Source organism: Thalassospira sp. B30-1, from assembly GCF_015767575.1.
Taxonomy (GTDB): domain Bacteria; phylum Pseudomonadota; class Alphaproteobacteria; order Rhodospirillales; family Thalassospiraceae; genus Thalassospira; species Thalassospira xiamenensis.
The window spans coordinates 4,681,755-4,699,778 of sequence record NZ_CP065232.1; the positions used below are offsets into that span (position 1 = coordinate 4,681,755).

The following is an 18,024-nucleotide window of genomic DNA, read 5'->3' on the forward strand; positions in this document are numbered from 1 at the left end:
GCTCCCTGATTGTCCCACCAAAAATAAGAGCGGGTAGGTCGGAGTGAGAGAAGGACAACACAAAATGTCGCCTAAGGATGAAAACACGATGGTCAAGAATACCCGTGGTAGAGGTCGGGGCCGGACCGCAAATGGCAAGCCTAACCCCGTCGACATTCATGTCGGTGCACGTGTTCGGTTGCGCAGAACCCTTCTTGGTATGAGCCAGGAAAAACTGGGTGAGGCCATTGGGCTGACATTCCAGCAGGTCCAGAAATACGAACGCGGTGCAAACCGTGTCGGGGCTTCGCGCCTTTATGATTTGTCGCGCGTTCTGGAAGTACCGGTTTCATTCTTCTTTGATGATATGCCTGACGAGATTTCGACGAAATCCGTGCATGAGCGTCGCGAAATGTCGGAAAGCCCGGATCCGTTCGATAATGATCCGATGAACCGCCGTGAAACCCTTGAACTGGTACGTGCATATTATCGGATCACCGATCCGACCCAGCGCAAGCGTGTTTTCGAGCTGGTTAAATCGATGGGCATTCTTGTTGCCGATAACGAAAATGCGAAATAGAAGACACCCGAAATTATGATTTCAAAAAGCGCATTTGCCAGAAAGTTGCAGATGCGCTTTTTCTTTGTTTCCTTCGAGTTTCTGGCCGAAATGCGTCAGGCGCGTTACGCTTATGCGTCGATCTTTCTTGACCCTAAAATGTCATTGGGGCAAAACCGCAGCTTGGGTGATAAGCCCGATTGAATACGTGGACGGATTTGGACCGCTTGCCACCACGTTAAAAAAGGCTAAGTGGGCGCAATTGGTGCAAACTTGTACCGATGCCCTCCGGTCCAGTTTTGGAACTCCTTTTTTACCGGAGAAGGTTTTAATGTCTCTTTCCGAATATCTTTTTACCAGTGAGTCGGTTTCCGAGGGTCACCCGGACAAGGTCTGTGACCGCATTTCCGATTCCATCGTTGATGCGTTTCTGGCCGCCGATGAAGATTCGCGCGTTGCCGTTGAGACTCTGGCAACCACCAATCGTGTGGTTCTGGCTGGCGAAGTTCGCGGTCCTGAAAGCGTTTCCAAGGAAGTCATGGTCGAAGCTGCACGCGAAGCCATTCGCGCCATTGGCTACGAGCAGGAAGGTTTTCACTGGAAGACTGCTGAGATTGAGTGCCACGTCCACGAACAGTCTGCAGATATCGCTCAGGGTGTCGACTCCGCTGGTGAAAAAGACCTCGGCGCGGGAGATCAGGGCATTATGTTCGGTTATGCTTGCAACGAGACGGACGAGCTGATGCCGGCTCCGATCCAGTTCTCGCACCGTATCCTGCGCAAAATGGCCGAAGACCGCCATTCTGGAAAATCAGCCGAGTTCGGTCCGGATGCAAAAAGCCAGGTTACCTTGCGCTATGTAGATGGCAAGCCGGTTGGGGCGACGTCGGTTGTTGTTTCGACCCAGCACGCAGATGGCCTTAATCAGGCCGATGTGCGCTCGCTTGTTATGCCCTATATCCAGAACATTCTGCCGGAAGGCTGGATGCCAGCCGAAGACGAGATTTACATCAACCCAACGGGTCGTTTTGTTATTGGTGGCCCTGATGGCGACGCCGGTCTGACCGGTCGTAAAATCATCGTTGATACCTATGGTGGCGCTGCACCGCATGGCGGTGGTGCATTCTCGGGTAAAGATCCGACCAAGGTTGACCGCTCGGCTGCTTATGCTGCTCGTTATCTCGCGAAAAACGTTGTTGCCGCTGGTCTTGCTGAACGTTGCACCATTCAGGTTGCCTATGCGATCGGTATTTCCAAGCCGCTGGCTCTTTATGTGAATAACCATGGCACCGGTAATGTGGATGAAATCAAGCTGGGCAGTGTGCTGCGTCAGTTGATGGATCTCAGCCCACGTGGCATTCGCGAACATCTTTCGCTGTGTCGTCCGATTTACACCCCGACTTCTGCGTACGGTCATTTTGGTCGTCAGCCGCAGGAAGATGGTCACTTCTCTTGGGAACGTACCGATCTGGTGGGTGATCTTAAGTCGGCATTCGGTGCCTGATTGGCTGAAAAGCCAACGCGCGAATTGCCAAAATCGTGTGGCATGATATGAGGCGGGCGGCCCCGATACAGTTCCGGGGCCGCTCGTTTGATTTTGGACCCCTTTTTCGAACCCGTCCTGACAGATAAGACAATGCGCAACAGCAACCGCCCGCTACCAACTCCGGATCGTCCAAATTTTTATGGCCGTCGTGGCAGCCGTCCTCTTAAGGATTCGCGCCGGGCGCTGGTCGACGAACTGTTGCCGAAAATCGGGATTACCTATCCCGATCAGGCTGATGTCGATCCGAATGGCTATTTCGCGGAGAAACCGGAACAGCTTTGGCTCGAGATCGGCTTTGGCGGGGGGGAACATCTGGCGGGCCAGGCTCAGGCCAACCCGCAGACGGGGATTATCGGGGCTGAACCGTTTATGGACGGGGTTGGCAGCCTGTTGCGCCATATCGATGAGCGCGGACTGACCAATGTTCGGGTCATTGCGGACGATTCCCGACCACTGCTTTATAAGCTGGTTGATGCCTGCTTTGATCGGGCATTCCTGCTGTTCCCGGATCCGTGGCCGAAAAAGCGTCATGCTGAACGTCGATTCATTGGCCCCAAAAACCTTGCATTGCTGGCGCGTCTTCTCAAAGATGGGGCCGAGTTCCGGGTGGCCAGCGACGATATGCAGTATATTTCCTGGACACTGCAACATCTGCACAATCATCCGGATTTCGAATGGCTTGCTGAAAGCCCCGAAGACTGGCGCAATCCGCCCGTTGATTGGGTCAAAACCCGTTATGAACAAAAAGCACTCCGTCAGGGCAAAAAGTGCAACTATTTGCGGTTTCGTCGTAAAAAGCGTTCCTGATCTGCACGGTTTTCTATTGTTATCTGACCCGCACCAAAGGCTTTTCGTTGTGTGCGGGTTTTCTTTTGCGTGAACAACATAACGACACAATTTCAATAAGTTGAAATTTTAATTGAGAATGATTGTCATGTGCGATATTTTATGTTGTTCCACTGATATGACATTGTCGCAAAATCGCTTGTGCCAAATGCCGGTAACAACAATTTCTGCGCATAATTCCAAAGGTCCGAACCGTGACACACTGGGATGTCAACATACTGTTCCGAACCTATCGCTCCCGGTTGCTGCATTTTGTGCAGCGGCGGAAGTTGTCGTGGCACATGGCCGACGACATCGTGCAGGATACCTTCCTTCGGGTTGTGACCACACCATCGCTACCCGATCCGCAATTTGCCCAGTCCTATCTTTTTAGGACGGCCCAAAATCTGGTGATCGATCATTTCCGGCGGGAACGAATACTGACCTTCGTTCAGGAACCCGATAAAGCATTTGAATTCGTTGCCGATGACGCTCCGTCCCCCGAACAGATCGCATGGTCTCGGCAGGAATTGCGCCATCTACAGGCTTCACTGAATGCTTTGCCAAAAAACCTTCGGACTGTTTTCATTCTTGCCCGGCTTGAAGGCAAAACATACGTCGAAATCGGTGAACAACTTGGCATTCCAACACAAACCGCGTTTAGCCGCATGGTCCGTGCCCTGACACTTGTCAAAGAGGCAATGGATAAATCGGAAAAAATTTGAATGTCAGATCAGAAATATGCGCTTCAGGTTCGTCCCAATAGTGAGGGTGTTTGTGTGATACGCCCAAACACCATCTGATCAATGACGCACGGAACCCGGCATTCATGGCTATGACAGGTGAAAATCACCTTGCAAATCTGCCCGATACGGTTTCGGAGCAGGCGATCTATTGGTTTGCACTGTTGCTTGATGGCAGTGAAACCGAAGAAGACCGTCGGGCATTCGCCCGCTGGGTCGAGGCTGATGCGGCGCATCTTGAGGCCTTTGGAGAGATAGAAAGGCTTTGGAGTGGCAGTACTAGCCTTAATCTTTCAACAGGCAATAAGGTCGGTCGACGTGCCTTTATGACGGGAACGGCGGCAGCGCTTGTCATCAGTGCGGGTTGGGCATTCTCCCCGCGTCACCCTTTTGCCGATATCCGGACTGTAACCGGCGAACGGCATAGTTTTTCCCTTCCCGGCGGTGTTGAGGCCGAACTGGCGAGCGATACCGTTATGTCCTACGTCGCGCGTGACGGGATAAACGGTGTCGAACTCCATAGCGGCGAAGCATGGTTCAATCATTCGGCAACAGGCAACGCCTTTTTTGTTGCTGCTGCCCATGGCGCAAGCTGGTCGTGGGGCGGAAGGCTCGACGTGGCTGCTTATGATGGGGGTGTCACGGTAATCGCCGAACAAAATCCGTTGATTGTTCGTGTTGGCGGCGCGCAAACCCAAGTGGCTGCGGGAAATGCCGTGCGCTATCGAGATGTGCAAATCGGGCGGCCTTACGAGGTTGATCTTTCGGCAGAGCTGGCCTGGCGGAACGGCCAGCTCGTCTTTATGGGGAGGCCGCTCGGCGAAGTCGTTCGCGTTTTGCAGCGCTGGCAGAACGGCAAGATCATGATCATCGGCGAAGAACTCAAATCCCGCCCGGTAACCCTTGTGGTCGACCTTGAACGGTTAAAGGATGTTCTGCCGGTTCTGGCTCGTGTTCTGTCGATCAATGTGCATCGGTTTACAGATTACCTGACGGTCATTCGCGCCGCCTGACCCTCTCAAACTCCAAAATCACCAATCGATATGATCCTTCGGTTCGGTCAGAATATTTTGATAATAAAAATTATTATCAAAAAATGCAATGAATATCAGATATCTGAATTTCAGCCTCGTCTAACTGAGTAACGAAATAATGAATGAGACGCAATCTCATTCATATATGCATTCGTGACTCAGGAGACAAAAAGAATGCTCTCGAACGGGGTGGGTCGCATTGTCGACACCAACAAAATAATTCGTAAATCCAGTACACCTATTGGGGGTGTTCGCACAATTGCCCTGACAGCCGTTGGCAGTGGCATGATTGCTTTGATGCCGCTTGCCGTGGGGGCTCAAACCCGGGGCGCAGAAATATTGCAACAGGCTAACAAGGCTGAAATTGCGCAGGTCGCTGAAGAGGGCGTGACCTTGTCAAATGATATGCTCTCATTTGATATATCCGCACAACCGCTTGCCATGGCATTGGTCAATTTTTCGCGTGTATCGGGGATCGATGTTGCCGTGGACGGGACATTGCCCGACGGTACACAAAGCGTTGCCGTCCAGGGGAATATGACGGCTGGCGCAGCCCTTGATCGCATGTTGTCGCAAAGCGGTTTGATCTGGAATGCCGTCAATCCGACAACCATTTCCATCATTGATCCTGTACGGGAAGATGCCGGTAACGCCTCAATCATAACTGTTCCGGTCACCGTAACGGCGACTGAAAGGGCGCTTGGTCCTAATGGGGTACCGGACAAAGTGTATGAAACGCCGGGCTCGGTAGCGGTAATTACCCAGGAAAGTATGCGAAAGTCGCCCGTACGCGAAGCGCGCGAGATTTTCAACAATGTTGCCGGTGTGGATATTTCCAATGACGCGCGTGACCCCGGTTTGACAGTCAACGTTCGCGGTCAGCAGGAAATGGGGCGTGTGAACGTCAATATCGACGGCGCGCGTCAGAACTATAATCAGATGACACATGGCACATCTTCTCGTGTGTATCTGGACCCTGCTTTGTTGGCAGAAGTGGAGATCGAGAAATCCAATCTCAACCAGAATGGTGGTGCCGGGTCTTCTGCAGGTATCGTCACAATGCGTACCCTCAATACACAAGACATTCTTGATGATGGCGAAAAATGGGGCGGCAAGGTAAATGTCAGCCACGGCACGAATGATTACGAATTTGCGGGCGATGCTGCTGGAGGTGTTAGGCTTGCGCCAAGGTTTGACATCTCAGCCGCGGTAAGCCGGAAGGTCATTGGTGACTATAGTCCGGGGAAACGCAATCCAGCCCTGTTTACTGACGGAAACGGCAATTATCACGATGTACACAGTTCCAGACCTGAATACACTTTCCTTCGCCAGACATCCGGTTTGGTGAAAGCCAATGTCCATCTTACAGATGATCAGGAACTGAATCTTGGGTATGTTGGCTCAAAAAGCAATTACACCAAAACCAACGACGTCACGAATACAAGACCGGATCTGAACGAAACCAAAACCCATACCCTGACCGCCAAGCACAACTGGAATCCGTCGACTGATTTGGTCGATCTGGATACGCACGTTTATTGGACCCGAACAGAAAGTAACCAATACAGGCCAACCAGATTTAACACCAGTGGATCAGTTAGCCAGAACCCCTACGACACGGACTATACGCTTGATACGACAGGGCTTGATTTGGCCAACAGTAGCAAGTTCGAGCTATATTCAGTGGGTGATGGCCTGAGCAAGGTTAGCTTTGACTATGGTACCGAGTTCTTTCACGACAGGGCAAAGACAACCTCTGAGGTCGAGGACCTTGGAGGATCAGGTTCTGCCTATCAGGCAGAAGGAACAACCCCATCCGGGGAGCGTGATGTTTATGGTGGACATGTAACGGCGACGTATGGCTGGAACGACGTGTTTCAAATCAGTGGTGGTTTTCGCTACGACCGTTACGAATTGACAGGTGACTCGTATTGGTGTGAAGCGTTACCCGGTGGTTTTACATCACAGCAGTGCGGAAGCGGCAATGACGTACCTTTGGACGTTGATTTGTCGGAGGACCGGGTTTCGCCGTCTTTTGGTGCAAGCGTGACGCCATTCCCCGGTCTGCAATTCTTTGCCAACTATCGCGAAAACCTGCGGGCGCCGACAGTTATGGAAGCCATGTTCAAGGGCATGCATATCGGTGATCAGCCGGTTACCTATTTTTCGAACGCCAATCTCAAGGCTGAGGAAGTTGAAACCAAGGAAGTTGGTGTCAACTTCATGTTCGATAACGTCATAAAGCAGGGCGATGGATTCAGAGCCAAACTGTCCTACTACCGTTCAACAATCGATAATTATACGACTGTTGGTTTCGTGCCTTTGCCCTCACTGCCGTCAGTGAACTGGCCATCGGTTGGGGCGGGCATGGTCAACCTTAGTGACCCTGTCTATATGACCGGTACGGAGCTTGAGGCCTTCTATGATGCTGGTGAGTACTATTTTGGCGGTACGTTGACGACATCGGACATTGATCTGATCGGGAATTATAATCAGTTCATTCTTGATACCACCTATTCTACTGCAGCGCAGAACGCAGCTACTTACGGTACAGTTGGCGGATTGTTTGGCATTTATGCGCCGCCCAAACGCAAATACACGCTTGACGGCGGGTTCCGTCTTTTCGATCAGGATCTTGTCTTGGGAATGCGGGCGACATTCGTTTATCCGGAAGAAAACTATGGTTCCCAGGTCGGGTCGGTAAGTCTCTCGACCGTTGGTGGCGAATATTACAAGTACCGCGTATTCGACTTTTACAGTTCCTATGACATCAACGATGCCGTGAAACTGCGGTTCGCCGTCAATAACCTGTTCGATGAGGGATATGTTCAAGGAAGCGGGGGAACGTATGCCCCGGCACCGGGACGTACCGCGATCATCAGTCTCAGCGGCAACTTCTAGGCCGCTTAAAAGGAAAAATGCCAATCACCGGTCAGGTCATCGACCTGACCGGATAGGTTTGTCTTTCTTTCAACTAAGTATTTGATTTTAAACATTATTTTGTTGACTCATGATGATAATAATAGTCATCCTCATCATGTTGCTCCAATGGTTGGGGCGGAAACAAACCAGGAGATGTCTAAATGACTATTACAATTGATCTGAACGCAGATGGTTCCGGAAACGGTGTTGATCTGCATGGTCTGTTGGAAGATTTCGACGCCAACTTTTCCAAGGGATTGTTCAACTACGGCGAGTTTCTGAATGGTGGGCTCTTTGACGGTCCGCAATACTATCTCAGCGATGAAGACAGTTCATCAAGCTACACCGATGGCTTCCTTGCAACGACCGGTGGCGGAGATGACTTCACCTATGACATCAGCACCCATCAGATTGTCGGAAATCTTGATCAGCTTTCATTCGGGGAAACGTTGGTTCAGGATTCTAGCGGCGACTACAATCTTAGCGACTCGTCGGTCGATATTTCTGGCCTTGACCTCAGCAGCAGCAAGACTGGTATGGTCCTGACCGCGCTTTTTGGTGGTGACAGTTCAGAATTGCAGTCTGTTTTTGCCTCCGAAGGTGTCGAAATCAACGGCAGTTCCGGCGCGGATGTGATCGGCGGTTTTGCAGGTGACGACGTCCTGACTGGCAATGGCGGGGCAGACACTTTCGAGTTCGATACTTCGGCATCGTTCGGTGATGACACCGTTACCGACTTCACCGATGGCACCGATCTTCTCGATATCGATTACAACTCGGTCACGATTGGAGATGATGGTGCTGGCAATGCGCTCATTACCCATGCCAACGGCACCATCACCCTGACTGGTGTTGACTTCAACGACCTTGACGCAAGCGACTTCGTTTAACGAAGACGGCCCGCTCCGCAGGCGGCGGAACGGGCACAAGGTCTTTGATTGCAGGGCACCGCGGAACAGCGGTGCCCACCTCATCCTATCTTTTTCTTTTCCGGAATGGAAACAGCGTGTTCGAACAGGTCCATTCGCAACATTTGTCCAAATCGTCCGTATTCTCGCCGTTGGCGGCCGCCATTCGATCCGTGCGCGGAGCGTTCCTGTCGGTCGCGGCGTTAAGCGGCGTGTCAAATATCCTGATGCTGACCGGGCCGCTTTTCATGCTGCAGGTTTATGATCGGGTTCTGGCGAGTCGCAGTATGCCGACGCTCGTCGCGCTCGTTGTTCTGATGCTGGCGCTATATCTGTTTCTGGGAACTGTCGATGCGCTTCGGGCGCGGATGCTGGTGCGGATTGGCTGGCGGGTGGATGAGCAGGTCGGACCGTTGGCGCTGGCAACCACTCTTGATCAGGTGCTGCGAAATGATAATGCAACCTTAAGGCCGCTCAACGATCTTGATCAAATCCGACAGTTTCTGGGTGGTGCGGGTCCTATTGCGATTTGCGATATGCCTTGGATGCCGCTGTTTCTGGGGATCGTTTTTGCTTTTCATCCCTGGCTTGGTTTTCTTGCCCTTATTGGCGGTATCATTCTGGTGATTTTGACATTGATCGGCGAGCTTGCCACCCGTCGCCAGGTTGAACGGATGAACTGCCAAGCCGTTTCACGTGCAAATCTTGTCGAAGCTGGGCGTCGAAATGCCGAAGCCATTCTCGCGATGGGCATGCTGGCGAGTTTCACAGACTATTGGGCACGTTTGAATGACAGGTATTTACGAGACAATACCGGTGTCGGTGACGTCAATTCGACCTTCTCGGCCTATATCAAGGTCATTCGCCTTGCGATGCAGTCCGGCGTTCTGGCACTTGGTGCGTATCTGGCGATCCTGCAGGAAGTCACACCGGGTGTGATGGTTGCCGCCTCAATCCTGACAGCGCGGGCATTGTCCCCGGTCGAACAGGCGATTGGCAACTGGCGCGGATTTGTTGGTGCCCGTCAATCGCGCCAACGTCTTGAACGCTGCTTTGCCGACACACAAAAAACGTCTGAACGCCTCGAACTGCCTGCCCCGCAACAAAGCCTGCATGTTTCCAATCTGATCGTTCGGGCCCCTGCAAAGCGGGTGGAAGGAAAGCTGGCCGCACCGGGGCGCGTATTGCTGCGCATCAACGACGTGTTCCTGAAAGCAGGCGACGGGCTTGGCATTATTGGGCCAAGCGGATCGGGGAAATCTACATTCGGTCGCGCACTGGTCGGGATTGGTGCGATCCAGAATGGCACCATCCGCCTGGATGGGGCGGAGCTTGATCACTGGGAGCCGGATCGGCTGGGGGCGCATGTCGGTTATTTGCCGCAGGACGTCGATCTGTTTGACGATACTGTTGCCCGCAATATTGCGAGGCTACGTAGCGATGTGGACTCTGCGGCAATCGTTAAGGCCGCGCAATTGGCCGGGGTGCATGACATGGTCCTGTCTCTGCCCAAGGGATATGACACGCTGATCGGAAGTGGCGGGCTTATTTTGTCGGGTGGGCAACGCCAACGGATCGGGCTGGCGCGTGCCCTGTTTGGTGATCCGTTCCTGATTGTCCTTGATGAACCCAATTCCAGTCTCGACAGTGCCGGGGAACAGGCCCTGATCGAAGCGGTCCGTCTGGCCCGGCAACGCGGGGCGATTGTTGTCATGATTGCCCATCGCCCCGGCGCACTGGCAACGGTCAATCTGGCGATGGTTATTCAGGATGGACGCCAGATTGCCTTTGGTGCGCGTGACGACATTCTGCGCAAAACCATGCGCCAGGTCGGAGAAAGCGCATGAGCCGAAAACAGTCGCACACGTCGTCAAAAACTCCATTCGTCAGCCCTGCAATGCATAGTTTGCGCCGACATACCCTGTTTGGCGTAACCGTGATGCTGGCATTGTTTGCTGGTTTGGGAAGCTGGATGGCGTTGGCCAATCTTTCCGGGGCGGTGGTTGCCACCGGCAAACTGGTGGTCGAAAGCAATGTGAAGGATGTGCAGCACCCTGACGGAGGCATTGTTGGTGAAATCCACGTGCGTGACGGGGATCGGGTGCAGGCCGGTGATCTTCTGATCCGGCTGGACGATACGATGGCACGCGCAAGCCTTGGCATTGTCGATAGCCAGATCGATGCCTTGCGGGCACGCAAAATGCGACTGGTTGCTGAACGGAACGAAGCGAAAATCGTTGCTGTGCCCGATTTGTTCGAGGCCCGTATGCAGGACCTGGCAATCGTTGAGCTGGTTGCGGCCGAGACAAAACTATTCGAAGCAAGGCGTAAAAGTCTGGAGGGTGAAAAGGACCAGCTTCAGCAAAAACTGTTGCAGCTTTCGGAGACGATCATCGGGCTTGAGGCCCAGAAAGCTGCCAATGAAGAAGAAAGCCGCCATATTCGCGATGAACTTGACGGGCTTGAAATGCTTTACAAAAAGCAGCTTGTACCGATTACCCGTGTTGCGGCATTGCGTCGTGAACGCGCCAGTCTGGGGGGCAAACATGGGGAGTTGACGGCACAGATTGCCGCGACCGGCATGCAAATCTCGGAAACAGAAATGTCGATCCTGCAGCTTGACCGGAACCGCCAAACAGAAGTCCTGACGGAACTGGGTGAAATTGATCAACAATTGGCCGAATTGATGCAAAAGCAGGTTGCGTTGCGCGATCAACTGCGTCGTGTCGACATCCGAGCCCCCTATGACGGGACGGTCTATCAGATGACGATACATACGATTGGCGGCGTGGTTGCGGGCGGGGACCGGATCATGAGGATTGTGCCTGATCAGGATGAGCTGGTGATCGAAGCCCGAACCAACCCGCGCGATATTGATCAGGTCCATCCAGGGCAAAAGGCGATGCTGCGTTTTACTGCCTTTAATCAGCGCACAACACCGGAACTTTCCGGGACGGTGTCCTTTGTGGCAGCGGACCTTTCACGCGATGAACTGACAGGCGAAACCTACTATAATGTCCGGGTGAAAATTGCCGGTGGCGAGATGGAAAAACTTGATGGGCAAGGTCTGATGCCCGGCATGCCGGTTGAAACCTTTATCGCAACGGGGGATCGCACCGCACTTAGCTATCTTGCCAAACCACTTACCGATCAGTTTGCCCGCGCGTTCCGCGAAGAATAATTTTTCACCGGTTTCGGATATCGAACGCCCCGAATCGTTTCTGCTTTGAAGGGCTGCGAATTCATGCGGCATTTGCGGACAGGGACGAAAGGTAATCGGGATGACTTTGGATATAACAGCAGACGGTGTGATAAAAACCCGCCTTCAGAACCTCAAACAGGCAACAACCGGCGACCATCAGCACATCGATGACATGGTGATGGAAATGGCACCGTTTGAAAGCCGCGATAACTACGCCCGGTTTGTCGGGATGCAGTATGTGTTTCACCGCGCTGTAAAACCGCTTTATGACGCCAGTGACCTGAACGCCCTGATACCCGGGCTTTCGATGCGCAGTCGGTTCGATCATGTCTGTGCAGATCTTGCAGACCTGCAATGCAGCCTACCTGAAAATACCAAACCATTTCCTGTTCCCCAAACCGGAATGGGTCGTCTGGGATGGTTATATGTTTGTGAAGGTTCGTCGCTTGGGGCGGCATTTTTGCTGAAAGCAGCCGGAAATATCGGGCTGAATGCCGAGTTTGGTGCCCGTCACCTGGCTGGGCACGAAGACGGTCGCGGCAAGCATTGGCGCGAATTTGTTGATCAGGTCAATGGCTTGGCTTTAAGCGCTAAACAAGAACAGGAAGTGATTGATGGTGCTATTGCTGCCTTTGACTTTTTCCGAACCCTTTTGATCGAAGATCGCAAGCTTGCCGCATAGGCGCAAATCCCTTGGTTGAAAGGCTTGCAGAGACAGGATCGTGACTTGATTTCTGGCAAAGTCGGCTGTATAAAGCCGCCAAGCTTTTTGTAAATTCTGACAAAGAGTGGGCCCTTCGCCCGCTCTTTTGTGCTTTTTGGGGTATGGCATCGCTATATGGCTGAGCTGATCGGACAACAGTTGAAAGACCCGCTGATGATGCGGATCACGGAGATTATCGAGCCGTCGATCAATGCGCTGGGTTTCGAACTGGTACGTGTGTCCATGATGGGCAAGGACAGTAATGTCTTGCAGATCATGGCAGATCGTGCGGATGGCAACGGCAGCATCAATGTTGAAGATTGCGCCGAAATCAGCCGTACCGTCTCTGCCCTGATGGATGTCGAGGACCCGATTTCCGGGGCTTATCACCTTGAAGTCAGTTCACCGGGTATTGACCGCCCGCTGACCCGTGCCAAGGACTTTGATGTCTGGCGCGGGTTCGAGGCAAAGGTCGAGCTGGTGATGGCCCAGAATGGCCGTCGCCGTTTCAGCGGAAAGCTGGATGGAGTTGAGGATGATGCGGTCGCCCTGATTGTCGATGGCGAACGTGAATTGTTGCCGTTGGCCGATATCGCAAAGTCGAAATTGGTGCTGACGGATGAATTGATCGCGCATGTCACCGGCAAGGGCCGGTCTGACGAAAACGCAGAATAGAGGTTGGATATGGAAGCAACTTCGGGAATGCCGCGGCCGGAACTTTTGCAGGTTGCAGATGCCGTTGCCCGTGAAAAGGGCATTGATCGTGATGAAGTTCTTGGCGCAATGGAACAGGCCATCCAAAAGGCCGGCCGTTCCAGATATGGCCACGAGCATGACATCCGTGCCCATATCGACCGTAAAACCGGTGAAATCAAGCTGGCCCGTTTCATCGAGGTCACGGATGATATCGAAAACGACTTCACCCAGATGTCGCTGGAACAGGCGCGTATTCGCAACGAAAATATCCAGCTTGGTGAATTCCTGATTGATCCGCTGCCGCCGATCGATTTCGGACGTATTGCTGCGCAGACCGCAAAACAGGTTATCGTGCAGAAGGTCCGTGATGCGGAACGTGAGCGTCAGTTCGAAGAATATAAAGACCGTGCCGGTGAAGTGATCAACGGCGTCGTCAAACGAGTCGAGTTTGGTAATGTTCTGGTCGATATGGGCCGTGCAGAAGCCATTCTGCGCCGCGAAGAACTGATCCCGCGTGAAACTGTCCGTCAGGGTGATCGCGTTCGTGCGCTGATCCTTGATGTGCGTCGCGAACAGCGTGGGCCGCAGATCTTCCTGTCGCGTACCCATCCGACTTTCATGGCAAAACTGTTTGCCCAGGAAGTTCCGGAAATCTACGACGGTATTATCGAAATCAAATCGGTTGCCCGTGATCCGGGTTCGCGCGCCAAGATTTCCGTTCAGTCGTCGGATAACTCAATCGACCCGGTCGGGGCATGTGTCGGTATGCGTGGTTCGCGCGTGCAGGCTGTTGTTGGCGAACTTCAGGGCGAAAAAATCGACATCATCCAGTGGTCGGAAGACCCGGCAACCTTCGTTGTGAACGCATTGGCTCCGGCCGAGGTCACCAAGGTTGTTCTTGATGAAGAAACCAATCGTATCGAGGTTGTCGTCCCCGACGATCAGCTGAGCCTGGCCATTGGCCGTCGTGGTCAGAATGTGCGTCTGGCGTCCCAGCTGACCGGATGGGATATCGATATCCTGACCGAGGAAGACGAAAGCGAACGTCGCCAGGAAGAAGCCCGTAAACGGGCGGAGATGTTCATCAAGGCACTTGATGTTGATGAAGTCATTGCCCATCTTCTGGTCGCCGAAGGCTTTACCTCGATCGAGGAAGTCGGTTACGTGCCGTTGGCCGAACTGGCAGAGATCGAAGGTTTCGAAGAAGAAATCGCCGAAGAGCTGCGCACGCGCGCTCGTAACTTCCTTGCCGAAGAAGCCGAACGTCTTCAGAAGCGTCGTGAAGAGCTTAAGGTTGCCGATGACCTCGTCGAATTTGGCGGACTGTCGCTGGCCGTTGTTGTTCGCCTGGGCGAGAACGATGTCAAAACCCTTGAGGACTTCGCGGATCTCGCAAGCGACGAGCTGATCGAATATGTCGGTGATGCGGACAACATGACCATGGATCAGGCCAATGACCTGATCATGGACGCGCGTCGTCAGCTTGGCTGGTTCGAAGGACTTGAAGAAGAAGTTTCCGAAGATGCCGAAGAAGGCGAAGACGCCTGAGGGCTGATCGGAGGACGCCATGTCGCACCGTAAAGGCGGCAAGGTAGCCGAGGTTCCGGAGCGCCGGTGTATCGTCACCGGCGAAGTCCGGCCTAAGGAAGACCTTCTCAGGGTTGTGATCGGACCGGATGATTCGGTTGTTCCCGACCTTGAGGAACGGTTGCCTGGACGGGGATTATGGTTGTGCCCGTCGCGGGATGTGATAAATACCGCCTGTGCAAAAAATGCCTTTGCCAAGGCGGCGCGGCAAAAAGTCGTGATTGATCCTGCGCTGGCAGACCGGATCGAGAAGCTTTTGCTTCAGAAAAGTCTCGATCTGCTGTCGCTTGCGCGCAGAGCCGGTCAGGCGGTTGCCGGTTACGAAAAAGTCAGGGCCCAGATTGACGAGGGCGCGGCAATGATATTGGCAGCCCGAGATGGTGCTGCGGACGGAAAATCGAAGATCGAGGCGAAAGCCCGGGATCTGCCGATTTATACCGTTCTGGATGCTGCCGAGATTGGCGCGGCCTTTGGCCGCGAAAAAGCAGTACATGTGGCTGTTGCGCCAGGTGGACTGGCAAAACAGTTAAGTCGCTCGCTTAGGCGGCTAGAAGGATTTCGCGCGGTCTGAAGGCAGGCTTGCGCAGAACGGACAGGACAGGACAGGCAAAGGATGCCGGTCCCGCAGGAAATGAGGAAGTTGGACGGATTATGAGTGATCGCGATCAGGAGAAGAAACCGCTGAGCCTCAACAGATCGAAACTTGAACTGAGCAAGACGGTCGAGGCTGGGCAGGTACGGCAAAGCTTCTCGCATGGACGGTCCAAATCTGTGACTGTCGAAGTGCGCAAGAAGCGGACTTTCGAAAAGAACGAATCCGGCCGCTTCCGTGAAGTGAAGAAGGATGCGGTTGCTGAACAGCAGCAGCAAGCTGCCGCACCGGCGCCGGCGGCAAAACCCGAACCGGTTGCCAAACCGGAACCGGTTGAAGACCACGGCAATCTTACCGATAGCGAGCGTGCAGCACGCATGGCTGCCCTGAAAGCAGCCGAAGAGCGCCGCAAGCAGGAAGAAGCCGAAGCAGCCGTACGTGCCGCTGAGGAAAGCAAGCGCAAGGCAGAAGAAGCCGAACGTCGTAAACAGGAAGAGGCCGAAGCAGCAAAAGCTGCTGCGGCAGAAACCCCTGTGCTGGAAAAGGATGCCCCGGTTTCTGTAGAAGAAGTCGAGAAAGCCCTTGAAGCATCGACGACCAAAGGCAAATCCAAACCGAAGCCTGCTGCTGTTGCCAAGAAACAGGAAGAAATCATTCCTGGCGAACCGGCAGAACCGCTGGTTCCGGAAGAACGCCGTCGTGCCGATCCGTCCACCGTCAAGCCGAAAAGCCGCAAGGAACTGGACGAGGAAGAAGCCCGTACCGCAGCCGCACGCAAACGCGCCGAAGAAGAAGCTCTTGGCCGTGCCGCGCGTACGAAGGGTGACGAAGGTCGCCGTCGTGGCAAGCTTTCGATCAATAATGCTATGACCGGTGACGAAGGTGGCCGTCGTCGTTCGATGGCCTCGATCAAGCGTCAGCAGGCAAAAGCAAAGGCCCGTATGCAGGGTCAGCAGAAGCCGAAAGAGAAAATCGTGCGTGATGTTATCGTTCCGGACGTTATTACCGTTCAGGAACTTGCCAACCGTATGGCTGAACGTGCTGCCGACGTCATCAAGTGCCTGATGGGCCTTGGCGTTATGGCAACCATCAACCAAAGCCTTGATCCCGATACCGCACAGCTGGTTGTCGAGGAATTCGGCCACAAGATGAAACGCGTTTCGGATGCCGATGTTGAAGAAGCGCTGGTCAGTGCCGTTGACAATGAAGATCAGCTGATCGGTCGTCCGCCGGTTGTGACCGTCATGGGTCACGTTGACCATGGTAAAACCTCGTTGCTTGATGCCCTGCGCAAAACTGACGTTGTCAGTGGCGAAGCTGGCGGCATCACCCAGCATATCGGTGCCTATCAGGTGACGATGGAAACCGGATCGAAGATTACCTTCATCGATACCCCGGGCCACGCTGCCTTCACGGAAATGCGTTCGCGCGGTGCCAAGGTTACCGACATCGTCGTTCTGGTTGTTGCTGCTGACGACTCGGTCATGCCGCAGACGATCGAAGCCATCAGCCATGCGAAAGCAGCCGGTGTGCCGATGATCATCGCGATCAACAAGATCGACAAACCGGGTGCAAACCCGTCGAAGGTTAAAACCGAACTGCTTCAGCACGAAGTCGTCGTCGAGGAAATGGGCGGTGAAGTTCAGTGTCTTGAAGTTTCCGCCAAACAGGGCCTTGGCCTGACCGAGCTGGAAGAAGCCATTCTGCTTCAGGCCGAGGTTCTTGACCTTAAAGCCAACCCGGCACGTGTTGCTGACGGTGTTGTGGTTGAAGCCCGCATGGAAAAAGGTCGCGGCCCGGTTGCCACGGTTCTGGTTCAGCGCGGTACGCTTAAAAACGGTGATATCTTTGTTACGGGTGCCGAGTGGGGCCGCGTTCGTGCGTTGGTCAACGATCATGGCGTTCGCATCGAAGAAGCCATTCCGGGCATGCCGGTCGAAGTAACCGGTCTGAACGGCGTGCCGTCTGCCGGTGATGACTTCGTTGTTGTCGAAAACGAAGCCAAAGCGCGTGAGATTTCCGACTATCGTCAGCGTCGCATCCGTGAAACGCAGGCTGCTGCGATGAAGAAATCGGCACTTGAGAACATGTTCTCAAGCTCGGGCGACGTCAAGGAACTGCCGATCCTTATCAAAGGTGACGTGCAGGGTTCTGTCGAAGCGCTTATCGGTACCCTGCAGAAGCTGGGTAACGAAGAAGTCAGTGTACGCGTCCTGCATAGCGGCGTTGGCGGGATCAACGAGTCCGATGTCACGCTGGCGCGTGCGTCGAATGCGCTGATCATCGGCTTTAACGTGCGTGCCAATCAGCAGGCCCGTGAACAGTCCCGTCGCGACAATGTCGACATTCGTTATTATTCGATCATCTATGATGTTGCAGACGACATCAAAAAGATGCTGTCGGGCATGCTGTCGCCGGAAGTTCGCGAGAAGTTCCTGGGGTACGCAGAAATACGCGACATCTTTACTATCTCGGGCAACAAGATTGCCGGTTGTATGGTTACCGAGGGTACCGTCAAGCGTGGTGCGGGCGTTCGCCTGCTTCGCGACAACGTCGTGATCCATTCGGGCGAGCTGTCGACACTGCGTCGCTTCAAGGATGAAGTAAAAGAAGTCCGCGAGGGCTATGAATGTGGCATGTCATTCGCCAAGTATAATGACCTGCAGGTCGGCGATATGATCGAGTGCTTCGAGCAGGAGGAAATCGCCGTCGAACTTTAAGACGGTGG

General features: G+C 53.7%; 14 protein-coding genes. All 14 read left to right on the forward strand.

Translation table 11 applies throughout. The annotated features are described in order from the left end of the window. The first annotated feature begins 64 nt into the window (after positions 1–64). The gene (locus IT971_RS21820; protein WP_007088430.1) at positions 65–559 is read left to right on the forward strand and encodes a helix-turn-helix domain-containing protein; all 495 of its coding nucleotides are present in this window, start codon (positions 65–67) and stop codon (positions 557–559) included. Between the two features lie 310 nt (positions 560–869). After that, positions 870–2,042, forward strand: coding sequence for a methionine adenosyltransferase (metK, locus tag IT971_RS21825; RefSeq protein WP_063092207.1), 1,173 nt, complete (start codon positions 870–872; stop codon positions 2,040–2,042). A gap of 132 nt (positions 2,043–2,174) precedes the next feature. After that, positions 2,175–2,891, forward strand: a complete 717-nt coding sequence (trmB, locus tag IT971_RS21830) for a tRNA (guanosine(46)-N7)-methyltransferase TrmB (protein WP_063092351.1) — start codon at positions 2,175–2,177, stop codon at positions 2,889–2,891. A 233-nt stretch (positions 2,892–3,124) separates the two neighbouring features. Then, positions 3,125–3,634, forward strand: coding sequence for an RNA polymerase sigma factor (locus tag IT971_RS21835; protein ID WP_065701880.1), 510 nt, complete (start codon positions 3,125–3,127; stop codon positions 3,632–3,634). A 104-nt stretch (positions 3,635–3,738) separates the two neighbouring features. Further along, on the forward strand, positions 3,739–4,665 hold the full coding sequence (locus IT971_RS21840) for a DUF4880 domain-containing protein (protein ID WP_063092206.1): 927 nt from the start codon (positions 3,739–3,741) through the stop codon (positions 4,663–4,665). A gap of 195 nt (positions 4,666–4,860) precedes the next feature. Next, entirely contained in the window at positions 4,861–7,587 is a 2,727-nt protein-coding gene (locus tag IT971_RS21845; protein WP_063092205.1) for a TonB-dependent receptor, read from the forward strand. A 182-nt stretch (positions 7,588–7,769) separates the two neighbouring features. After that, positions 7,770–8,498: a heme acquisition protein HasA gene (locus IT971_RS21850; protein WP_063092204.1), complete on the forward strand. Its 729-nt coding sequence runs from the start codon at positions 7,770–7,772 to the stop codon at positions 8,496–8,498. Between the two features lie 116 nt (positions 8,499–8,614). Continuing rightward, positions 8,615–10,363 carry a type I secretion system permease/ATPase gene (locus tag IT971_RS21855; protein WP_082822649.1) on the forward strand — a complete coding sequence of 583 codons (1,749 nt, stop codon included), beginning with the start codon at positions 8,615–8,617 and terminating at the stop codon, positions 10,361–10,363. Next, the gene (locus IT971_RS21860) at positions 10,360–11,697 is read left to right on the forward strand and encodes an HlyD family type I secretion periplasmic adaptor subunit (protein WP_063092203.1); all 1,338 of its coding nucleotides are present in this window, start codon (positions 10,360–10,362) and stop codon (positions 11,695–11,697) included. The genes IT971_RS21855 and IT971_RS21860 overlap by 4 nt, the downstream gene beginning before the upstream one ends. A gap of 100 nt (positions 11,698–11,797) precedes the next feature. Beyond that, positions 11,798–12,400, forward strand: a complete 603-nt coding sequence (locus IT971_RS21865; RefSeq protein WP_063092202.1) for a biliverdin-producing heme oxygenase — start codon at positions 11,798–11,800, stop codon at positions 12,398–12,400. Between the two features lie 156 nt (positions 12,401–12,556). After that, the gene (gene rimP / locus IT971_RS21870) at positions 12,557–13,096 is read left to right on the forward strand and encodes a ribosome maturation factor RimP (protein ID WP_082822658.1); all 540 of its coding nucleotides are present in this window, start codon (positions 12,557–12,559) and stop codon (positions 13,094–13,096) included. A 9-nt stretch (positions 13,097–13,105) separates the two neighbouring features. Beyond that, entirely contained in the window at positions 13,106–14,665 is a 1,560-nt protein-coding gene (nusA, locus tag IT971_RS21875; RefSeq protein WP_037989105.1) for a transcription termination factor NusA, read from the forward strand. 19 nt (positions 14,666–14,684) lie between these two features. Next, positions 14,685–15,275: an RNA-binding protein gene (locus tag IT971_RS21880; protein WP_007088418.1), complete on the forward strand. Its 591-nt coding sequence runs from the start codon at positions 14,685–14,687 to the stop codon at positions 15,273–15,275. Between the two features lie 80 nt (positions 15,276–15,355). Then, complete coding sequence (infB, locus tag IT971_RS21885) at positions 15,356–18,016, forward strand: translation initiation factor IF-2 (protein WP_063092201.1); 2,661 nt, start codon at positions 15,356–15,358, stop codon at positions 18,014–18,016. The last annotated feature ends 8 nt before the right edge of the window (positions 18,017–18,024 follow it).

Excerpts from the sequence above, each read along its gene's own strand:
- IT971_RS21820 (WP_007088430.1), top strand. The coding sequence starts at position 65 with ATGTCGCCTAAGGATGAAAACACGATGGTCAAGAATACCCGTGGTAGA.
- metK (WP_063092207.1), top strand. The coding sequence starts at position 870 with ATGTCTCTTTCCGAATATCTTTTTACCAGTGAGTCGGTTTCCGAGGGT.
- trmB (WP_063092351.1), top strand. The coding sequence starts at position 2,175 with ATGCGCAACAGCAACCGCCCGCTACCAACTCCGGATCGTCCAAATTTT.
- IT971_RS21840 (WP_063092206.1), top strand. The coding sequence starts at position 3,739 with ATGGCTATGACAGGTGAAAATCACCTTGCAAATCTGCCCGATACGGTT.
- IT971_RS21845 (WP_063092205.1), top strand. The coding sequence starts at position 4,861 with ATGCTCTCGAACGGGGTGGGTCGCATTGTCGACACCAACAAAATAATT.
- IT971_RS21850 (WP_063092204.1), top strand. The coding sequence starts at position 7,770 with ATGACTATTACAATTGATCTGAACGCAGATGGTTCCGGAAACGGTGTT.
- IT971_RS21860 (WP_063092203.1), top strand. The coding sequence starts at position 10,360 with ATGAGCCGAAAACAGTCGCACACGTCGTCAAAAACTCCATTCGTCAGC.
- IT971_RS21865 (WP_063092202.1), top strand. The coding sequence starts at position 11,798 with ATGACTTTGGATATAACAGCAGACGGTGTGATAAAAACCCGCCTTCAG.
- rimP (WP_082822658.1), top strand. The coding sequence starts at position 12,557 with ATGGCTGAGCTGATCGGACAACAGTTGAAAGACCCGCTGATGATGCGG.
- nusA (WP_037989105.1), top strand. The coding sequence starts at position 13,106 with ATGGAAGCAACTTCGGGAATGCCGCGGCCGGAACTTTTGCAGGTTGCA.
- IT971_RS21880 (WP_007088418.1), top strand. The coding sequence starts at position 14,685 with ATGTCGCACCGTAAAGGCGGCAAGGTAGCCGAGGTTCCGGAGCGCCGG.
- infB (WP_063092201.1), top strand. The coding sequence starts at position 15,356 with ATGAGTGATCGCGATCAGGAGAAGAAACCGCTGAGCCTCAACAGATCG.